Consider the following 17,870-nt stretch of genomic DNA (forward strand, 5'->3'; position numbering starts at 1 on the left):
CGCCCGAATGTGAGCGTTCGATTAGCAGGTGGCCGGAGCGGCAACCGGAGCCTGTGCCACCACATCTACCCGGATATGGAGGGCAGGAAGAGAAGTCGCCGGTACATCGACTACCCCCGCCTCGGCCGGAAGGGGGTGCGCCGCTGGCTGCCGTCGTGGCGCCTGTGGTCGGGCACGTGCACGTTCGTCCTGGCATGTCTGGGCGGGCTGTTCGCGTTCGTCTACGCGAAGATCGACGTCCCCAACGAGAACGCGCTCGCCGGCCGGGAAGGCACCGTGTACTACTGGGCGGACGGCAGCCAGATGGTCACCGTCGGCACGGTCAACCGACAGAACGTCACCCTGGACAAGGTGCCCAAGCACGTCCAGAACGCGGTGATCGCGGCCGAGAACGCCACCTTCTACGAGGACCACGGCGTCTCGCTCACCGGCATCGCCCGGGCCGTGGTGAACATGGTCTCCGGCGGTGACACCCAGGGCGGTTCGACCATCACCCAGCAGTACGTGAAGAACACCTACCTCTCGCCGGACCAGACCGCCACCCGCAAGGTGAAGGAATTCATCATCGCGCTGAAGGTCAACAACCAGAAGAGCAAGTCGGACATCCTGCGGGGCTACCTCAACACCAGCTGGTTCGGCCGGGGTTCGAACGGCATCCAGGCGGCGGCCCACGCCTACTACGGCATCGACGCCAAGGACCTCGACCCCAGTCAGGGCGCGCTGCTGGCCGCCGTGCTGAAGGGATCCGAGCAGTACGACCCGGGCCTGAGCAAGGCCAACCACGCCCGGGCGGTGGACCGTTGGAAGTGGATACTCGACCGGCTCGTCGACACCGGCGCGATGAGCAAGGAGGACCGCGCGCACTACCGCACGTTCCCCGAACCGCGCCCGGTGACCAAACCCACCAGCCAGGCCGGCCAGGTCGGCTACCTCGTCGACGTCGCCAACAAGTTCGTCAAGAGCACCACCGGACTGACCGACAAGGACCTGGCCCGCGGCGGCTACCGCATCCACACCACGTTCGAGAAGCAGCGCACCCGCCGGCTGGAGAAGGCCGTCAACGACGTCCGCGCCAAGAGCCTGGACGCGAAGAAGCGCACCACGGACAGCTATGTGGAATTCGGCGCGGCCTCGGTGCGCCCCGACGACGGCGCGATCGTCGCGCTCTACGGCGGTGCCGACGCCACCCGGCACTTCAGCAACAACGCCGACACCACGGCGGTGCCGGCCGGCTCCGCCTTCAAGCCGATCGTCCTGGCCACCGCCCTCCAGCAGGAGGCCGAGCGGTACGGCGACCAGCCGCGCCCGGCGGACAGCTCCAGCCGGTCCGACGCGCTGCTCGGCGCCCTGATGCAGGGCTCGAACGTCCCGTTCGTCCAAGGCGGGAAGCAACTCGGACTGGAGCGGATCCGGGACCTGGCGCTCAGCCTGGGACTGCGCAAGGAGAGCCTGGCGCAGCTGGAGCAGACCTTCCCGCTGGGCACCTCGGCGCCCAGCGCCGTCCGCCTGGCCAGCGCCTACAGCACCTTCGCCAACGCCGGGCGGCACGCCGAGCCGTACGCGGTCTCGAAGATGAGCTACCAGGGCAAGGCAGTGGCCGGCTTCGAGCGCGCCGAACCGCAGCAGGCGGTCACCCCGGAGGTCGCGCAGACCATGACCAACATGCTGGCGGGGCTGGGCTGGCGGACCCTGCCGTCGGGCCTCAAGGCGGGCGAGCAGCCGCCCGCGGTCGCGGCCACCGAGCCCGGTGACCGGATGAAGTCGGCGTGGTTCGTCGCCACCCCGCCGCCGGCCGGCGCCGGCTGGGCCAGGGGAGTGCGCCCCGCGCCGGCCGCCGGTGCCGGCGTCCGCGCCGAGCGCGCGTCGGGTGCCGGGAAGGGCGCCGAACCCACCACCGCGATCACGCTGTTCCGGAACAAGCCGGGCGCGCCCCAGTTGCTGCCCCTGAACGGCGTCGGCGGCCCCGACACCGGGCTGGGCACCTCGCTCCCGCCCCGGGTCTGGGCCGCCTATCAGGGCGCCGCGTAGGGCCGCGCCGGGCCGGGAAGCCCCGCGCCGGCCGCCGCCTCAGTCGTTGGGGACGACGGCGTAGCGGGGCTCCCGCTCGGCCATCTGCTTCAGCGCGTCCTTGCGGTCCCGCTTGGAGAGCCGGTCGATGTAGAGGTAGCCGTAGAGGTGGTCGGTCTCGTGCTGGAGGCAGCGCGCGAAGTAGCCGGTGCCCTCGACCACGATCGGCTCGCCCTGGGCGTTCTGGCCGCGCACCACCGCGTAGTCGGGGCGGGGCAGCTCGGCGTACGCGCCGGGGACGGACAGGCAGCCCTCGTTGGAGTCGTCCAGCACCCGACGGCCGGCGGGCAGCTCGTCCAGGACGGGGTTGCAGACGTGGCCGACGTGCCGGACGCCCTCGTCGTCCGGGCAGTCGTAGACGAAGACCTTGAGGTCCACGCCGATCTGGTTGGCGGCCAGGCCGACGCCCTCGGCGGTGCGCTGGCTGGCGAACATGTCGTCGATCAGCTGCGCCAGCTCGTCGTCGAACTCCGTGACGTCCTTGCACTCCTTGTGGAGGACCGGGTTGCCGACCACGGTGATGGGACGGGAGGTGCCGCGCTCCCGGTGGGCCGCCTCGCGCTCCTTGGCGTCCGTGACGTCGTCGACGAACGCGACGCTCTCCTGCTGATCACTGTCCTGCTGGGCCATCTCCGCCGTACGCCTTCCTGCAAAACCCTCGGGGAACGCCCTACAGCCTACGGGGACGCGGTCGCCCGCTCAGCAGACCTCTTCAAGATCGCGCCATTCCCGGGTGTCCGGGCTGTCCGCGACCCAGCCGTCCAGCAGGCCCCGCACCAGGGCCGCGGGCGCCGCGATGCCGCACTCGCGCTCGGGGGCCCACAGCGAGCCGGAGCCGGCGGTGCGGTGGCCCAGCGGCCCGGGGTGGCCTGGTTCGCTGTGGTCGTGCGGGTCCAGGTGCTCGCCGTCGCCCTCGTCGCTGGGCATCCGGCTCTCGGAACAGGTGCGGCACAGCAGCCGCACCGACGACGACCAGTCCTCGGCGGCGAAGCCGGCGTCGGCCGCCAACTGCTCCAGGGCGTCCCGGTCGGCCTCGGTGGCGGCCTCCAAGAGCACCACCCAGGTGGGCACCGGGGAGGGCGCCCACAGCTCGATCTCGTCGAAGACCGGGAAGGTGCGGGTGTCGCCGTCGGCGGTGGTGGTGGTCCGCTCACCGTGCGGGACGCCGTCGTGCAGCACCACCTCGCCCCAGCGCCGCCCGGAGGACGGCAGCGGGATGGAGAGCACCTCGATGCGGGCCGGGTCCAGCCGGCGGCCCCAGACCACCTCGGCCTCGCCCTCGGGCGAGAGCCGGACCGCGGCGCTGCCCAGCGCCATCCCCCGCGGCTCCCCGGTCGGCGAGCCCTCGCCGGGGACCTTCAGCCCGTACGCCTGCCAGGCACGGCGGGCCAGCGGCCAGTCCTGGAGGGCGGTGGCGGCGATGCCGACGTTCCACCAGTCGGGCGCCCCGGTCTCGCGGTCCAGCAGCGCCACCGCGCGCAGGCCGGCGGCCCGGGCCTGCTCCCAGTCGTGCCGGAACTTGTGCAGCAGCGCGAGGTTGAACCAGGACTCCGACAGCCAGGGCTCCATGTCCGCCGCGCGGGTCAGCAGTGCCCCCGCGTCCTCGTAACGGCCGTCGCCGATCAGCGTGAAAGCGCGGTCGGTCGCCTGCCGCCACGAGGCGGAGGGCCGGTGCCGTACCTTGCCGAAGATCCTCACGATTCCCGCCTGCTGGTTGCTCTTGTGCCGCTCCGGAGGAGGCCCGGGCGGTTCCCCGGGGCCTTCTGGGGGCCCACTCGACAACCTGCCACAGATTGCCGTCGGGCTCACCCCCGTGCGGCTCATGCCCTGCGCCGACCCCCTGAACCCCCCTTCAAGGGGCTCCCTTCGCATCCAACCATGCCCATCTCGCAGGCCGCTCATTACCCATGGGTTCCCCGACAGTGGACGGGCCGGGAACACCGTGCGACGGGGGTGCACGGGGCCTCGACGGGAGCGCACGGACCAGCTCCGCGCCCCGGCGCACACCGTGCGGAAGCCCCCTGGCGCCCGGGCTCAGCCCGCCCGGCCCCCGCGCGCCAGGACCCGGGCGAGCGCCTCGACCACCCCCGGTTCGTGGTCCCGGGCGGTGGCCAGCCGCAGCCGTTCCAGGGCGCGCAGCCGCCCGGCGGGCCCCGCGGCGCCCGCCACCAGGTCGTCGTAGGCGTTGACGGTGCGGACGATACGGGCGGTGACCGGCTGCTCCCGGTACGGATCGGCCTGCCGCTCGACGATCACCGCGACCTCCGGCGGGGCACCGGTCTGCCGGGCCACCGCGCCGCCCAGCAGGGCGATCCGGCGCTGTTCGGCGGGCGCCAGCGGGGCGGTGGCGCCGTCCGGCACCGGGTCGACGAGCGAGAGCTGTCCGATGTCGTGCATCAGGGCGGCGTGCTCCAGGACGTCCAAGTCCGGCCCGCCGAGCCCGAGTTCCCGCCCCACCGCGCGGCTGAGCCCGGCCACCCGGCGGGCGTGGCCGGGCGGCGTGCAGCCGGCGATCTCGGTGGCGCGGGCCAGCGAGGCGATGGTCTGACGGTAGGTGGCACGGACCGCCGCATACCGGCGGAAGGCGAGCTGGGTCAGCAGCAGCGGCAGGCAGAACACCGGCAGCGCCCACAGGCCGGCGACCGCCACGGCCAGCGCGATGACCACGCCGGTGGCGCAGATCGCGGTGCCGATGCCGGGCAGCGCCCGCAACGCGTCCCGCAGCAGCGGCCCGTACGGCCACCCCGTCCGGGCCCGGGCCAGTGCGGCGGCCAGCACCGCGTCGCAGAGCGCGGTCAGCGCCAGCAGCACGGCCAGGAAGAGCGGGCGGACGGGACCGACCGCGGCCCAGGCCGGCAACGTCCCCGCGGCGTGCAGGGGTTGGCAGCAGGTGGCGGCGAACCCGACGCTCAACACCCGGCGGGCGAGCGGGTCCAGCACCGGCCCGCCGCCGCGCGCCAGGTAGGGGACGAGCCCCACCAACCCGGCCGCCACCACCACCGCCAGGGTCTGCGCCACCCCGTGCCCGGCCGGCCGCCCGTCCGCGTCGTCGAGCAGCGCGTAGCCGAGCGCCCCGGCCGCACCGAGCGGGGCGCCCTCCCGCAGACCCGGGCGGGCGGGGGCGCGGCGCACCGCCTCGCCCGCCGCGATCAGCGCCCCGAAGGCCAGTGCGGTGCGCGGTGCGGCGATGCCGTGCCACAGGGTGTGGCCCAGGCCCCAGCAGGCCAACGCGACGGCCGGGCCGTGCACCCAGGCGGCGGTGCGGCGTCTCATCGGGCGGCGCCGTGGTCCGCGCCCGACCGGGGGGCCCGGACCGAGGGGACGGCGCCGCTGCCCGCCGGCGCCGGATCGGCCGCCCGTTCCTCCCCCGCGGTCACCTGCTCCGGCCGCCAGCCGTGCTTGTCGAGGGCGGCGGCCAGTGCCCGGACCATCCGCGGGTCGAACTGCGTCCCGGCGCACCGCCGGAGTTCGGCGACCGCGACCGGCACCGGGCGGGCCCGCCGGTAGGAACGGGTGGAGGTCATCGCGTCGAAGGCGTCGGCGACGGCCACCATCCGTGCGCACTCCGGAATTTGATGGCCCATCAGGCCGTAGGGGTAGCCGCTGCCGTCCACCCGCTCGTGGTGGTGCAGGATCGCGGCCCGCGCCTCGCCCAGGAACCCGATGCCACGGACGATCTCGTGCCCGTACTCGGGGTGCAGCTCGATGATCCGGCGCTCGTGCGGGGTCAACGGCCCCTCCTTGCGCAACACCCGGGTGGGGACGCCGAGTTTGCCCACGTCGTGCAGGATGCCGGCGAACCGCAGCACCTCCAGCCGGTCCTCGGCCATGCCCAGCTCCCGGGCGATCAGCACCGACGCCCGGCCTACCCGCTCGCTGTGCCCGCGGGTGTAGCGGTCCTTGATGTCGACGGCCTGGACCAGGGCCCGGACGGTGGCCTGGTGGGCGGCGCGCTCCCGCTGGTACTGCGCGAACGCCCAGCAGGACAGGTGCACCGGCAGCAGCACCAACAGCGCCGCGGGCGGCCCGTAGACGCTGTGCCAGAGCACCGCCATCATCAGCCCGGTCAGCCCGTGGACGAGGTGGGTCACCGGCAGCCGCGCCGCCGGGCCGCGCCACGCGGTGCGCAGCGGGTGCCGCTCGGCGAGGGCCAGCACGCCGCCGCCGAGCGCGGTGAGCACGCCGCAGAAGGCGGCCGCGGCGGCGAGCGCGGGTGGCAGCAGTTGCGGGAAGGGGGCCGCGGCCGGTGCGGCGGGGCCGACGGCCCGGAAGACCTGGGTCGCCGCCCAGGCGGCCAGGGCGAGTTCGGCGGTGTGCCAGAGGCGGCGGGCGGCCGGCCAGGGGCGGGCGGCCGGCGCGAGCAGGGCGCCGGGCACGGCGACCAGCGCCGCCAACGGCGGTGGCAAAAGGAAGGCTCCGGCGAGCACCACGGGGGTGGCCCAGCCCGGAGGAAACGTTCCGGTCGGCGCGTCGGGCCCGGCCGCGTGCCGCGCCGGGCCCTGGGTCAACGGGCAGCGGCGGATCCGTTCGCACAGGCCGTGCAGGACGCCCAGGGCCAGGGCGTCGGCCCAGGGGGCGGCGGCGCCGAGCCGTACCACGGGGGCCGCGCAGAGCGCCGCGGCCAGGGCGGCGCAACCGATGTACACCCGCGCGGCCGCTGGGAGTTCCCGCATCGCGTTCTCCTCACCCTGCCCGACGCACCCCGCCGTCGCGGCGGACGGCCGCGTACCCGCGAGGGTCCGGCGAGAATAGAGGGGCGGTGGCGCCCGAGGGGACGCATCGACGGATCGGAGGGGGCGGAACGCCCGGCCCCTCACCCTCAGGGGTGAGCGGGGCGCACGCCCGTTCGGTGCGCGGACGTGCCGGCTGCACGGCGGCGGTCCGTTGTCGGAGCCGCACGCGTACGCGGCAGTGTTCCGGGGCCGGAGTGACCGGGGCGGCCGGGATCGCGGGACTCCCCGGAGGCACCCGGGCCCGCTGGGGCGGCCGGGTCTACTCGGCGCGTGCGGCGCTGTCCGCCGCGTCGGCCTGCGGCGGTGCGCCGGCGGCGCCCTGGGCGTCCGCCGCGCGCTCCCGCTGGGCCTGTTCGTGCCGGGCCTGGTCCAGGACGCTCACCTCGGGCACGGCCTCCCCGGCCCGGATCAGTTCGATCCGGCCCATGACCTTGGACCGCAGGTCGGTGGGGACGTCGTCGTGGCCGCAGCACCGCTTGACGAGCTTCTTGACGGCCTGCTCCAGCCCGTACTTCTCCAGGCACGGCGAGCACTCGTCGAGGTGGACCTGGAATTCGGCGCACTCCCCGGCCGGCATCTCGCGGTCGAGGTACTCGTAAAGGTGGTCAAGGACCTCTGAGCAGTCCTTCTCGTGCGGCTCTCCGCAGCTCATGATCCCGAGCCTTTCCGGTCGTGCGACTCCGGCGCCGGCGCGGACTCCGTCTGGGCGGCCGCCCCCGCCGGAACCAGCCCGCGCTCGCGGGCGTAGTCCTCCAGCATGCCGCGCAGTTGGCGCCGACCGCGGTGGAGACGGGACATCACCGTGCCGATGGGTGTCCCCATGATGTCCGCGATCTCCTTGTACGCAAAGCCCTCGACGTCCGCGAGGTAGACGGCGATCCGGAATTCCTCGGGGATCGCCTGCAGCGCGGCCTTCACGTCCGAGTCGGGAAGGTGGTCCAACGCCTGCGACTCGGCGGAGCGCAGACCCGTCGACATGTGGGACTCGGCGCGCGCGAGCTGCCAGTCCTCGATCTCGTCGGCGGCGCTGCGCTGCGGCTCACGCTGCTTCTTGCGGTACGAGTTGATGAACGTGTTGGTGAGGATGCGGTACAGCCACGCCTTGAGGTTGGTGCCCTCCCGGAACTGGTGGAAGGACGCGTACGCCTTGGCGTACGTCTCCTGCACCAGGTCCTCCGCGTCGGCCGGGTTGCGCGTCATGCGCAGGGCCGCGGAGTACATCTGGTCGAGGAAGGTGAGGGCGTCCCGCTCGAAGCGCGCGTTGCGCTCGGCGTCGCTCTCCGTCCGGCCCGCGGTCTGCTCCGCAGCCGGGCCGTCGGTCCCTTCGTCGGTTCCGGTGACCGGACCCACCTCCTCCAACACCGTGGCGGACCCCGCGGCTGCCGGCGCCGCGGGTCCTCTCGAATCGGAGAATAGACGACGATCCGGTGCGGCCGCCGCTCCAACCAGGGCTGACTGCGTCACCTGCATCGGCGGCCACTGCAGGTCGGCGGCCGGTCGGGCCGGGCAAGCGATTCCCATGCGGCGGACTCCCATTCCTCGTGCGCGCTGGCTGTGCTCCATTGCCTACGCATGGCACAACAGCGGCACCGGGCCGGATCATTCCCGCCCGGACCGACCGGGTCTTGGCAGGTCGGGCCGGGGGCCGTGCGGCGCGGTACGGCGCCCCGGCCGGGGACCGTCAGCCGAACATCCCGTCCAGCCACGCCACCACCGCGTCGGTGAGCACCGCCATCGACTCCGCCTCGCTCACGCCCGCCGACTTCGGCACCGCGAAACCGTGGTCGCCGTGGGCCACCTCGGTGAGCGCGGTGCCCGCCGGGAACTCCGCCGGCCGCCCGAACGGGTCCCGCCCGCCCTGGACCACCAGCGTCGGCACGCCGGCGCCGGTCAGCTCCTCGGCCCGGGACCGCTCCGGCTTGCCCGGCGGGTGCAGCGGGAAGCTCAGCGCCAGGACGGCGTGGGCGCCCAGCGCGCGGGCCGTCCGGCAAGCCACCCGGGCGCCGGCACTGCGACCACCGGCGACCACCGGCAGGCCGGGCTTCTCCAGTGTCGGCCAGAGCGCGGTCCACCCGACGTCCAGGGTCTTCGGGGCGGGCGCCACCTTCTTGCCGGCCACCCGCCACGGCTGCTCGACCAGCGCCACGGTGTAGCCGCGGGCCGGCAGCGCCGCCGCCAGGGCGCGCAGGTCACGGGCCTCGATGCCGCCGCCCGCGCCGTGGCTGACGGCGATCACCGCCCGGGCCGGCTCGGCGTCGCGGTACCAGGAGATCCGGGCGTCGCCCGCCGGCGTCGCGACCGTCTCGCTCTCGTTCGCCCTCGTACTCATGGGCCCATCCTGCCCGCGGTGCGCCGGGGAGGGCACCGCGGCCCGCCCGACGGCCACGACGGCCTTCAGAACAGGGTGCCGACCTCCGGCCCGTCGAGTTCGGTGACCAGCTCCGGTCCGTTGTTGCGGACGTTGCTGACGTCGGTCGGCACGGGGAAGGCCCGCATCAGTCCGGGCGGCGGCGGGGTCAGCAGCGCGTGGAGTTCGTCGGGGTCACTGCGGCCCGGGTCGAGCCAGGCGTCCCAGCGGTCCGGCGGCAGCACCAGCGGCATCCGCGGGTGGATCTCGGCGAGGGTCTGCGGGCCCTCGCCGCCGTCGGCACCGGCCAGCGCGGTGGTCTCGGCCTCGGTGGTGAGGACCGTGCAGGTCACCCACCAGGCCAGCGGGTGGTCGGCGGGCAGCGTGCGGTCGCGCCAGAACTCGTAGAGCCCGGCCATCGCCATCACCGAGCCGTCCGCGGGCGTCACGAAGTACGGCTGCTTGCGGGGGCGCTTCTTGCGGCCCTGTTCCTCCAGCTGCCGCTCGGTCGCGCCGGTGACCCACTCGAAGTAGCCGTCCCCGGGGATCAGGCAGCGACGGGCGGCGAACGCCTGCCGGAACGACGGCTTCTCGTGCACCGTCTCCGACCGGGCGTTGATCATCCGTGCGGCGCCCTCGGGTGATTTCGCCCACGCCGGGACGAGGCCCCACTTGAGCGTCCGTAGCTGGCGCACCGGGCCGGGCGGGAAGGCTGGGGCCGTCTCGCCCTTGAGGGGACGTTCCAGCACCACCTGCACGTTGTCCGTCGGGGCGACGTTCCAACTGGGCGCCAACGTCTCCGTGGCTTGCCACTGCTGGACGCCGAAGGTTCCCACCAGTTCCTCGGCCTGCCGGCTCGCTGCATACCTACCGCACATGCGTGCCACACTGCCATGCCACACGAAGGGGAGACATGGACACCCACCACATCACCGACGTCTGGGAGCGGGTCTTCTCCGCCCAGCCCGGCCCCTCGCTCTGGCTGGTGATCGTCACCGGCGTGCTGGCCCTGGGCGCCGTCGTCCCGCGCACCGCCTGGCGCCTGGCGCGGAACGCCGTGACCATCGCCCACGAGGGCGGACACGGGCTGATCGCCCTGCTCACCGGGCGCCGTCTGGACGGCATCCGGCTGCACTCGGACACTTCGGGGCTGACCGTCTCGCGCGGCAAACCGCACGGTCTGGGCATGGTCCTGACCGCCGCCGCCGGCTACCTGGCCCCGTCGCTGCTGGGCCTGGCCGGTGCCGCGCTGCTGGCCGCCGGGCACACCACGGCCCTGTTGTGGGGGGCCACCGCGCTGCTGCTGGCGATGCTGGTGATGATCCGCAACGCGTACGGCGTGCTCACCGTCGTGCTGGCGGGCGGCACCTTCCTGCTGGTGTCCTGGCTGACCGGGCCCGAGGTGCAGGCGGGCTTCGCGTACGCGGTGGTGTGGTTCCTGCTGCTGGGCGGGGTGCGGCCGCCGTTCGAGCTCCAGGGGAAGCGGCGGCGCGGCGGCGCCGTGGACTCCGACCCCGACCAGTTGGCCCGGCTCACCCATGTCCCGGCCGCTGTCTGGCTCGGCTTCTTCCACGTGGTGACGGTGTGCTCCCTGCTCGGCGGCGGGCGCTGGCTGCTCGGCATATGAATCGGCATATGAAGGAGGAGCGGATGTCCGTACCGTTGACATCTGGTAACCCACATTCCGTATGTCGGTGTCGCCCCTGTTGCCCCGGAGACGCCCGCTGCCTGCGGTTGCACCACGAGAGCCGTGTTTCGCACAGGTTGCGCCGCTTTTGATCAAGATCGGAACCCTTGTCCAGCCATTAAAGTAAGGGCATGACCGAGAGCCCCGCCCTCCCTGCCCTGTGGCCCGCCCCCGTCGCTCCCGGGGCGGTCGATGCGACCGTCACCGTGCCCGGCTCCAAATCGGTCACGAACCGCGGCCTGGTCCTGGCCGCCCTCTCGTCCGAGCCCGGCTGGCTGCGCCGCCCGCTGCGCTCGCGCGACACCCTGCTGATGGCCGAGGCGCTGCGCGCCCTGGGCGTCGGCATCGAGGAGACCGCGTCGTCCAGCTCCGCCGGCACCTCCGGCGGCGAGGCGTGGCGCATCATCCCGGCCGGCCTGCACGGCCCGGCCACCGTCGACGTCGGCAACGCCGGCACCGTGATGCGCTTCCTGCCGCCGGTCGCCACGCTCGCCGACGGCCCCATCCGCTTCGACGGCGACCCGCGCTCCTACGAGCGCCCGCTGGGCGGTGTCATCAACGCGCTGCGCGCCCTGGGTGCCCGGATCGACGACGACAACCGCGGCGCGCTGCCGATGACGGTGTTCGGCGGCGGCGCCCTGGAGGGCGGCGCGGTGGAGATCGACGCCTCCTCGTCCTCCCAGTTCGTCAGCGCCCTGCTGCTGTCCGCGCCGCGCTTCAACCAGGGCGTCGAGGTCCGGCACGTCGGCGCGGCGCTGCCCTCGATGCCGCACATCCGGATGACGGTCGACATGCTGCGCAGTGTCGGCGCCCAGGTGGACACCCCGGAGGCGGGCGGCGAGCCGAACGTCTGGCGGGTCACCCCCGGCGCCCTGCTCGGCCGCGACCTGGTCGTCGAGCCGGATCTCTCCAACGCCCAGCCGTTCCTGGCCGCGGCGCTGGTCACCGGCGGCCGGGTCACCATCCCGGACTGGCCCGAACACACCACCCAGCCCGGCGACGCGCTGCGTGACATCTTCACCACCATGGGCGGCTCCTGCGAGCTGACCGACCGGGGCCTGACCTTCACCGGCAGCGGCCGCGTCCACGGCATCGACGTCGACCTGAGCGAGGTCGGCGAGCTGACCCCGGGCATCGCCGCGGTCGCCGCGCTCGCCGACTCGCCGTCCACCCTGCGCGGCGTCGCGCACCTGCGGCTGCACGAGACCGACCGGCTGGCCGCGCTCACCAAGGAGCTCAACGAGCTCGGCGGCGACGTCACCGAGACGGCGGACGGGCTGCACATCCGTCCCCGGCCGCTGCACGGCGGGATCTTCCACACCTACGAGGACCACCGCCTGGCCACCGCCGCCGCGATCATCGGCCTGGCCGTCGAGGGCGTGGAGGTGGAGAACGTCGCCACCACCGCCAAGACCCTGCCCGACTTCCCCGCGCTGTGGACCGAGATGCTCGATCCGACGTCCCCCGCCGCCCGGAGAGCCTGAGGGTCGCCGCACCATGCGCCGCTACGGGAAGAACCCCGACGAGGACGACGTCCGCGTCCGCCCCAACCGCAAGGGCAACCGCCCGCGGACGAACATCCGCCCCAAGCACGAGGACGCCTGCGAGGGACTGGTCCTGACCGTCGACCGGGGTCGGTTGACCTGTCTGATCGACGACCGCAAGGTCACCGCCATGAAGGCCCGCGAACTGGGCCGCAAGAGCGCGGTGGTCGGTGACCGGGTCGCCGTGGTCGGCGACCTGAGCGGCGACAAGGACACCCTGGCCCGGATAGTCCGGGTGGAGCCGCGCAGCTCCACGCTGCGCCGCACGGCCGACGACGACGACCCGTTCGAGCGGGTGGTGGTCGCCAACGCCGACCAGCTCGCCATCGTCACCGCGCTGGCCGACCCCGAGCCCCGGCCCCGGCTGATCGACCGCTGCCTGGTCGCGGCCTACGACGCCGGGCTGGACCCGCTGCTGGTGCTGACCAAGTCGGACCTGGCCGCACCGGACGCGCTGCTGGAGTCCTACGGCGCGCTCGGCGTCCCGTACGTCGTCACCAACCGCGACGAACTGTCCGACGGCAGCGCCGCCGAGCGGATCCGGGAGCAGCTGACGGGCCGGATGACGGCGTTCGTGGGGCACTCCGGGGTGGGCAAGACGACCCTGGTCAACGCCCTGGTGCCGGAACGCCGCCGGGCCACCGGGCACGTCAACGCGGTCACCGGTCGCGGCCGGCACACCACCACCTCGGCACTGGCACTGCCGCTGCCCGGCGACACCGGCTGGGTGATCGACACCCCGGGCGTGCGGTCCTTCGGGCTGGCGCACGTCGACCCGTCCCGGGTCATCCACGCCTTCCCGGACCTGGCGTCGGGCACGGCGGAGTGCCCGCGGGCGTGCAGCCACGACGAGCCGGACTGCGCGCTGGACGCGTGGGTGGCCGGGGGGCACGCCGAGCCGGCGCGCCTGTATTCCCTGCGCCGGCTGCTGTCCACCCGCGAGCGACGCGAGGGCGACTGACCGCCGCAAACCCCTGCCACCCGTCCGGGGCCCGGGCATAATCACCCTCACGGCAGAACCGGTCCGACCCGGTCCCCACCGGTCGGAAGTGGTCACCTGGCTGAAGCGGTCACCGAGCTGACGGAGGCAATGGGATATGGCGTGGCTGCTGGTCGTGGTGGCGGGGGTGTTGGAGACCGGCTTCGCGGTCTGCCTCAAGCTCTCGCACGGCTTCACCCGCCTCTACCCGACCATCGCCTTCGCGGTCTTCGCACTCGGCAGCTTCGGCCTGCTGACGCTGGCGCTGCGCAAGCTCGACGTCGGCCCGGCGTACGCCGTCTGGACCGGCATCGGGGCCGCCGGCACCGCGATCTACGGCATGGTCTTCCTCGGCGACCTGGTCTCCACGTTGAAGATCGTCTCCATCACCCTGGTCATCGTCGGGGTGGTCGGGCTCCAACTGTCCGGTTCGGCGCACTGACGCACGCCGGGGCGCCCGGCTCAACCGACGAGCCCGGCGAACGCGCCCCGGACGAGCCGGGAGACCGCCGCGCTCTCCGCCTCCGCCGCCGGCCGCGTCCGCTGCCGCGGCACCGCCGCCCGCACGTCGGCCGGCGACCGCACGGGCTCCGGCTCCCGCTCCGGGCCGGCCGGGGCGATCACGCAGGACAGCGTCAGCCGGGCCGCGGTCTCGCAGGCGGCGTCCAGGGCCGGCAGTTGCTCCCGGGGCCGGCCGGGCGCCAGCGCCGCCACCGCCCGCTCGCGGAACCGGCCGACGAGTTCCGCCGGCCCCGTCTGCCCGAGCGGCAACCGATCGCCCCAACAACCCGTCAGCGCCGCCCTGACCAGCGGGTTGGTGCGTGCGGTGCGCAGCGTCCAGGTGGCCGCCGCGGTCATCCGGGCGGCCGCGTCGTCCGTGGGCCCGGGCGCGCCGGCGTCGCCGCGGGCCAGCTCCCGCTCCACCCCGGCCAGATAGGTCTCGGTCTCCCGGCGGACGAGGGCCCGGGCCAGCCCGTCCTTGCTGCCGAAGGCGTTGTAGAGCGTCTGCCGGGACACCCCGGCCGCAGCCGCCACGTCCACCATCCGGACGTCCGCCCAGGCCCGGACGAGCAGCGCCGTGTAGGCGGCGTCCAGTAGGGCCTCGCGCGCCGAGGGCATCCGCCACCTCCTGGCTCGGCCCGAACCGCGGGACACGCACAGAATTGACGCGCCGTCAGGGGCTGTCAAGACCTCCCGCGCCCGGGTCCGGCCGGCGCCGGAGGACAGACCACCCGGGAGCGCGGCATGGCCGTGTGGATCCCGCGTATACCAGTGGATACTGTTCGCACATGCCCGACTATCACGATGATCTTCGCCTGGCACACGTCCTGGCGGACGCCGCGGACGCTGCGACCATGGAGCGGTTCAAGGCACTCGACCTCAAGGTGGAGACCAAACCGGACATGACTCCGGTCAGCGAGGCGGACAAATCCGCCGAGGAGCTGATCCGCAGCCAGCTCCAGCGCGCCAGGCCGCGCGACGCGGTGCTCGGGGAGGAGTTCGGCAGCGAGGGCTCGGGGCCGCGCCGCTGGGTCATCGACCCGATCGACGGCACCAAGAACTACGTCCGCGGGGTGCCCGTCTGGGCCACCCTGATCGCGCTGATGGAGCGCGGCGAGGGCGGCGACCGCCCGGTGGTCGGACTGGTCTCGGCGCCGGCGCTGAACCGCCGTTGGTGGGCCGCGGAGGGGCTGGGCGCGTTCAGCGGCCGCAGCCTCACCTCGGCGGCCCGGCTGCACACCTCCGAGGTCGGCCGCATCCAGGACGCGTCCTTCGCGTACGCCTCGCTGACCGGCTGGGAGGAGCGCGACAAGCTGCCCCGTTTCCTCGACCTGTCCCGGGACTGCTGGCGCACCCGGGCCTACGGCGACTTCTGGCCGTACATGATGGTCGCCGAGGGGACGGTGGACATCTGCGCGGAGCCCGAGCTGTCGCTGTGGGACATGGCGGCCTGTGCGGTGATCGTCCAGGAGGCCGGCGGCCGGTTCACCGGCCTGGACGGTCGGCCGGGTCCGCACAGCGGCAACGCGGCCGCCTCCAACGGCCTGCTCCACGAGGAGCTGCTGTCGTACCTCGGCGACGACCGGGGCTGAGCCACCGCCGCGGAATCGGATTCCGCCCGGAAAACCACCGCTGACCTGCACAGGGGCAGATGTTCGGACTGGCGTCCAGCATCTGCCCCTTGTCGCGCGACCGAGAGCATGTGAACATGAGAATCCCCCACTTTGTGAACTTGTGAATCGATTCGCATGTTCACTTGCCCCCAAGGAGGTGGCACTTCTCCATGCCCATGCTCGTCAAAGACGCCATGAGCACGGTGGTCCTCACCATCGGGCCGGCTCACACCCTCCGTCAGGCAGCGCGGCTGATGGCGGCCCGCCGCATCGGCGCGGCCGTCGTCTTCGACAAGGACACCTACGGCGTCGGCATCCTCACCGAGCGCGACATCCTCAATTCCCTCGGCGCGGGCGAGAACCCCGACCGGGAGACCGCCCAGGGCCACACCACGTCCGACGTGGTCTTCGCCGCCCCCGACTGGACCCTGGACGACGCGGCGGACGCCATGGTGCGCGGCGGCTTCCGCCACCTCGTCGTCCTCGACGACCTCGAACCGGTCGGCATCGTCTCGGTCCGCGACATCATCCGTTGCTGGTCCGACGCCTCCCAGCGGACGCCCGCGGCGGCCTGAGCGAGAGTCCGGCGCACCCCGGCGCGACACCCCGCGCCGGCGGGCGCGCGAGCGGGCGGGTGCACGGCGAACCGCCGCGCACCCGCCCCCGCACCGCCGACATCCGCCCCGAGGCAGCACGAAGAGGCCGGAGCCCCATGGCATCCGACCTCTTCGGCATGTACGGCAAGCGACGCCCGGTCGCCCTGCGACGGGCCGCCGCCACGAGGGGCGGCGGCCGCACCGCACGGGACCGCTAGCCGCGCAGGGCCTGGACCGCGGCCTCCAGCCGCTTGCCGTAGTCCGCGTCCGCCTTGCGGAAGTTCTCGATCGCGCGCTGCGCGATGTCGTCGCGGGACACCTTGGCGATGAAGCCCGCCAGGTTGTTGATCAGCCGCTCCCGCTCCGCCTCCGACATCAGGCGGTAGAGGTTGCCGGCCTGGACGAAGTCGTCGTCCTCGGCGTGCGAGGGCGCCGCGCTCTCGCCGGTCCCGCCGGACACCGGGAGCGGCTGCCACAGCGGCCGGCCAGTCTGGGCGGGGCCGCCGAAGCTGTTCGGCTCGTAGTTCTTCTGACCGCCGTGGCGGCCGTCGTAGAGCGCGCCGTCGCGACCGTGGCTGCGCGCCTCGGTGGCGTGCGGGCGGTTCACCGGCAGGTGGTCGGCGTTGATGCCGACGCGGTAGCGGTGGGCGTCGCCGTACGCGAAGAGGCGGCCCTGGAGCATCTTGTCGGGGGACGGGCCGATGCCCGGCACGAAGTGGTGCGGGGAGAAGATCGACTGCTCGACCTCGGCGAAGATGTTCTCCGGGTTGCGGTTGAGCTCCAGCTTGCCGATCTCGATCGGCGGGTAGTCCTCGTGCGGCCAGACCTTGGTCAGGTCGAACGGGTTGAAGCGGTAGCCGGCCGCGTCGGCCGCCGGCATGATCTGCACCTGGACGGTCCAGGTCGGGAAGTCGCCGCGCTCGATGGACTCGCGCAGGTCCCGCTGGTGGCTGTCCGGGTCCTCACCGGCGAGCTTGTTGGCCTCGTCCTGGGTGAGGTTCTTGATGCCCTGGTCGGTCTTGAAGTGGTACTTGACCCAGAAGACCTCGCCCGCCTCGTTGGTCCACTGGAAGGTGTGCGAGCCGTAGCCGTTCAGGTGGCGGTACGTGGCCGGTATGCCGCGGTCGCCGAAGAGCCAGGTCACCTGGTGGGTGGCCTCGGGCGACAGGCCCCAGAAGTCCCAGACGTTGTCCGCCTCCTGGGAGCCGGTGTACGGGTCGCGCTTCTGGGTGTGGATGAAGTCCGGGAACTTGATGGCGTCCTTGATGAAGAACACCGGGGTGTTGTTGCCGACGAGGTCGTAGTTGCCCTCCTCGGTGTAGAACTTCAGCGCGAAACCGCGCGGGTCGCGCACCGCGTCGGCCGCACCGAGGTTGCCCGCGACCGTCGAGAAGCGCAGGAACGTCTCGGTCTGCTTGCCGATCTCCGAGAGGAACTTCGCCCGGGTGTACTGCGTCACGTCCGCGGTGACCGTGAAGGTGCCGTACGCACCGGCACCGCGGGCGTGGACGATGCGCTCCGGGATGCGCTCGCGGTTGAAGTGCGCGAGCTTCTCGATCAGGAGCTGGTCCTGGATCAGACCGGGGCCGCCGACACCGGCCGTCTCGCTGTTCTGGTTGTCCGCGACCGGAGCTCCGGTCTCCGTGGTCAGCGGTCCGGTGGGGGTCTCTACCGACACGTGCGCCTCCTGACGTCTTCGTACACCTGCCCTTGGCTTGCGCCGTAAGCGATCCTACATTGGACAATGTCTAAGTCAAGAAGTACCCGAAACTCGTACCCGATCCGGTGATGGACGACCGCTGC

Annotated in this window: 17 protein-coding genes; 7 read left to right on the forward strand and 10 right to left on the reverse strand. The window is 73.3% G+C overall.

Annotated features, from left to right (window positions below):
- Window positions 1-75 precede the first annotated feature (75 nt).
- Window positions 76-2,028 (forward strand): transglycosylase domain-containing protein, encoded by a 1,953-nt coding sequence (locus tag ACLJT4_RS00585; RefSeq protein WP_411120486.1) that lies wholly within the window; start codon window positions 76-78, stop codon window positions 2,026-2,028.
- 39 nt (window positions 2,029-2,067) lie between these two features.
- Here ACLJT4_RS00585 and def read toward each other — a convergent pair whose 3' ends face one another.
- The 8 genes from def to ACLJT4_RS00625 form a co-directional block, all read right to left on the reverse strand.
- On the reverse strand, window positions 2,068-2,697 hold the full coding sequence (def, locus tag ACLJT4_RS00590) for a peptide deformylase (protein ID WP_411120487.1): 630 nt from the start codon (window positions 2,695-2,697) through the stop codon (window positions 2,068-2,070).
- 69 nt (window positions 2,698-2,766) lie between these two features.
- Window positions 2,767-3,765: a tetratricopeptide repeat protein gene (locus tag ACLJT4_RS00595; protein ID WP_275463015.1), complete on the reverse strand. Its 999-nt coding sequence runs from the start codon at window positions 3,763-3,765 to the stop codon at window positions 2,767-2,769.
- 336 nt (window positions 3,766-4,101) lie between these two features.
- Entirely contained in the window at window positions 4,102-5,340 is a 1,239-nt protein-coding gene (locus ACLJT4_RS00600) for an HD-GYP domain-containing protein (protein WP_411120488.1), read from the reverse strand.
- The gene (locus ACLJT4_RS00605) at window positions 5,337-6,740 is read right to left on the reverse strand and encodes an HD-GYP domain-containing protein (protein WP_411120489.1); all 1,404 of its coding nucleotides are present in this window, start codon (window positions 6,738-6,740) and stop codon (window positions 5,337-5,339) included. The genes ACLJT4_RS00600 and ACLJT4_RS00605 overlap by 4 nt, the downstream gene beginning before the upstream one ends.
- A gap of 319 nt (window positions 6,741-7,059) precedes the next feature.
- Window positions 7,060-7,452 (reverse strand): mycothiol system anti-sigma-R factor, encoded by a 393-nt coding sequence (rsrA, locus tag ACLJT4_RS00610; RefSeq protein ID WP_016573167.1) that lies wholly within the window; start codon window positions 7,450-7,452, stop codon window positions 7,060-7,062.
- The gene (locus ACLJT4_RS00615; protein ID WP_233657109.1) at window positions 7,449-8,150 is read right to left on the reverse strand and encodes a sigma-70 family RNA polymerase sigma factor; all 702 of its coding nucleotides are present in this window, start codon (window positions 8,148-8,150) and stop codon (window positions 7,449-7,451) included. The genes rsrA and ACLJT4_RS00615 overlap by 4 nt, the downstream gene beginning before the upstream one ends.
- Window positions 8,151-8,481: 331 nt before the next feature.
- The gene (locus tag ACLJT4_RS00620) at window positions 8,482-9,129 is read right to left on the reverse strand and encodes an alpha/beta family hydrolase (RefSeq protein ID WP_411120490.1); all 648 of its coding nucleotides are present in this window, start codon (window positions 9,127-9,129) and stop codon (window positions 8,482-8,484) included.
- 65 nt (window positions 9,130-9,194) lie between these two features.
- Window positions 9,195-10,025, reverse strand: a complete 831-nt coding sequence (locus ACLJT4_RS00625) for an SOS response-associated peptidase (RefSeq protein ID WP_411120491.1) — start codon at window positions 10,023-10,025, stop codon at window positions 9,195-9,197.
- 35 nt (window positions 10,026-10,060) lie between these two features.
- Here ACLJT4_RS00625 and ACLJT4_RS00630 point away from each other — a divergent pair, with 35 nt between their 5' ends.
- The 4 genes from ACLJT4_RS00630 to ACLJT4_RS00645 all read left to right on the forward strand — a co-directional run bounded on the left by ACLJT4_RS00630 (window position 10,061) and on the right by ACLJT4_RS00645 (window position 13,799).
- Window positions 10,061-10,774, forward strand: a complete 714-nt coding sequence (locus ACLJT4_RS00630) for a M50 family metallopeptidase (RefSeq protein WP_411120492.1) — start codon at window positions 10,061-10,063, stop codon at window positions 10,772-10,774.
- Window positions 10,775-10,965: 191 nt separating this feature from the next.
- Window positions 10,966-12,318, forward strand: coding sequence for a 3-phosphoshikimate 1-carboxyvinyltransferase (gene aroA / locus ACLJT4_RS00635; protein WP_411120493.1), 1,353 nt, complete (start codon window positions 10,966-10,968; stop codon window positions 12,316-12,318).
- 13 nt (window positions 12,319-12,331) lie between these two features.
- Window positions 12,332-13,339, forward strand: coding sequence for a ribosome small subunit-dependent GTPase A (rsgA, locus tag ACLJT4_RS00640; protein ID WP_411120494.1), 1,008 nt, complete (start codon window positions 12,332-12,334; stop codon window positions 13,337-13,339).
- A gap of 136 nt (window positions 13,340-13,475) precedes the next feature.
- A complete protein-coding gene (locus tag ACLJT4_RS00645) occupies window positions 13,476-13,799 on the forward strand; it encodes a DMT family transporter (RefSeq protein ID WP_020930759.1) in 324 nt (107 codons plus the stop codon).
- 20 nt (window positions 13,800-13,819) lie between these two features.
- On the opposite strand, the gene ACLJT4_RS00650 is transcribed toward ACLJT4_RS00645, so the two are convergent.
- A complete protein-coding gene (locus tag ACLJT4_RS00650; RefSeq protein WP_411120495.1) occupies window positions 13,820-14,476 on the reverse strand; it encodes a TetR/AcrR family transcriptional regulator in 657 nt (218 codons plus the stop codon).
- A 170-nt stretch (window positions 14,477-14,646) separates the two neighbouring features.
- Between ACLJT4_RS00650 and hisN the strand changes: the two genes are divergently transcribed.
- Entirely contained in the window at window positions 14,647-15,450 is an 804-nt protein-coding gene (gene hisN, locus ACLJT4_RS00655) for a histidinol-phosphatase (RefSeq protein WP_411120496.1), read from the forward strand.
- Window positions 15,451-15,647: 197 nt separating this feature from the next.
- A complete protein-coding gene (locus ACLJT4_RS00660) occupies window positions 15,648-16,046 on the forward strand; it encodes a cyclic nucleotide-binding/CBS domain-containing protein (protein ID WP_275467583.1) in 399 nt (132 codons plus the stop codon).
- Window positions 16,047-16,281: 235 nt separating this feature from the next.
- Here ACLJT4_RS00660 and ACLJT4_RS00665 read toward each other — a convergent pair whose 3' ends face one another.
- Complete coding sequence (locus tag ACLJT4_RS00665; RefSeq protein WP_038521651.1) at window positions 16,282-17,745, reverse strand: catalase; 1,464 nt, start codon at window positions 17,743-17,745, stop codon at window positions 16,282-16,284.
- Between the last annotated feature and the right edge of the window lie 125 nt (window positions 17,746-17,870).

The sequence above is a fragment of the Streptomyces sp. x-19 genome (assembly GCF_046549115.1).
GTDB classification, from domain to species: Bacteria; Actinomycetota; Actinomycetes; order Streptomycetales; family Streptomycetaceae; genus Streptomyces; species Streptomyces albulus_C.

What these genes read in the sequence shown, in the direction of transcription:
- rsgA (WP_411120494.1), top strand. Translation starts at nt 12,332, where the DNA reads ATGCGCCGCTACGGGAAGAACCCCGACGAGGACGACGTCCGCGTCCGC.
- ACLJT4_RS00645 (WP_020930759.1), top strand. Translation starts at nt 13,476, where the DNA reads ATGGCGTGGCTGCTGGTCGTGGTGGCGGGGGTGTTGGAGACCGGCTTC.
- ACLJT4_RS00605 (WP_411120489.1), bottom strand. Translation starts at nt 6,740, where the DNA reads ATGCGGGAACTCCCAGCGGCCGCGCGGGTGTACATCGGTTGCGCCGCC.
- hisN (WP_411120496.1), top strand. Translation starts at nt 14,647, where the DNA reads ATGCCCGACTATCACGATGATCTTCGCCTGGCACACGTCCTGGCGGAC.
- aroA (WP_411120493.1), top strand. Translation starts at nt 10,966, where the DNA reads ATGACCGAGAGCCCCGCCCTCCCTGCCCTGTGGCCCGCCCCCGTCGCT.
- ACLJT4_RS00650 (WP_411120495.1), bottom strand. Translation starts at nt 14,476, where the DNA reads ATGCCCTCGGCGCGCGAGGCCCTACTGGACGCCGCCTACACGGCGCTG.
- ACLJT4_RS00600 (WP_411120488.1), bottom strand. Translation starts at nt 5,340, where the DNA reads ATGAGACGCCGCACCGCCGCCTGGGTGCACGGCCCGGCCGTCGCGTTG.
- ACLJT4_RS00660 (WP_275467583.1), top strand. Translation starts at nt 15,648, where the DNA reads ATGCTCGTCAAAGACGCCATGAGCACGGTGGTCCTCACCATCGGGCCG.
- ACLJT4_RS00585 (WP_411120486.1), top strand. Translation starts at nt 76, where the DNA reads ATGGAGGGCAGGAAGAGAAGTCGCCGGTACATCGACTACCCCCGCCTC.
- rsrA (WP_016573167.1), bottom strand. Translation starts at nt 7,452, where the DNA reads ATGAGCTGCGGAGAGCCGCACGAGAAGGACTGCTCAGAGGTCCTTGAC.
- def (WP_411120487.1), bottom strand. Translation starts at nt 2,697, where the DNA reads ATGGCCCAGCAGGACAGTGATCAGCAGGAGAGCGTCGCGTTCGTCGAC.
- ACLJT4_RS00625 (WP_411120491.1), bottom strand. Translation starts at nt 10,025, where the DNA reads ATGTGCGGTAGGTATGCAGCGAGCCGGCAGGCCGAGGAACTGGTGGGA.
- ACLJT4_RS00620 (WP_411120490.1), bottom strand. Translation starts at nt 9,129, where the DNA reads ATGAGTACGAGGGCGAACGAGAGCGAGACGGTCGCGACGCCGGCGGGC.
- ACLJT4_RS00630 (WP_411120492.1), top strand. Translation starts at nt 10,061, where the DNA reads ATGGACACCCACCACATCACCGACGTCTGGGAGCGGGTCTTCTCCGCC.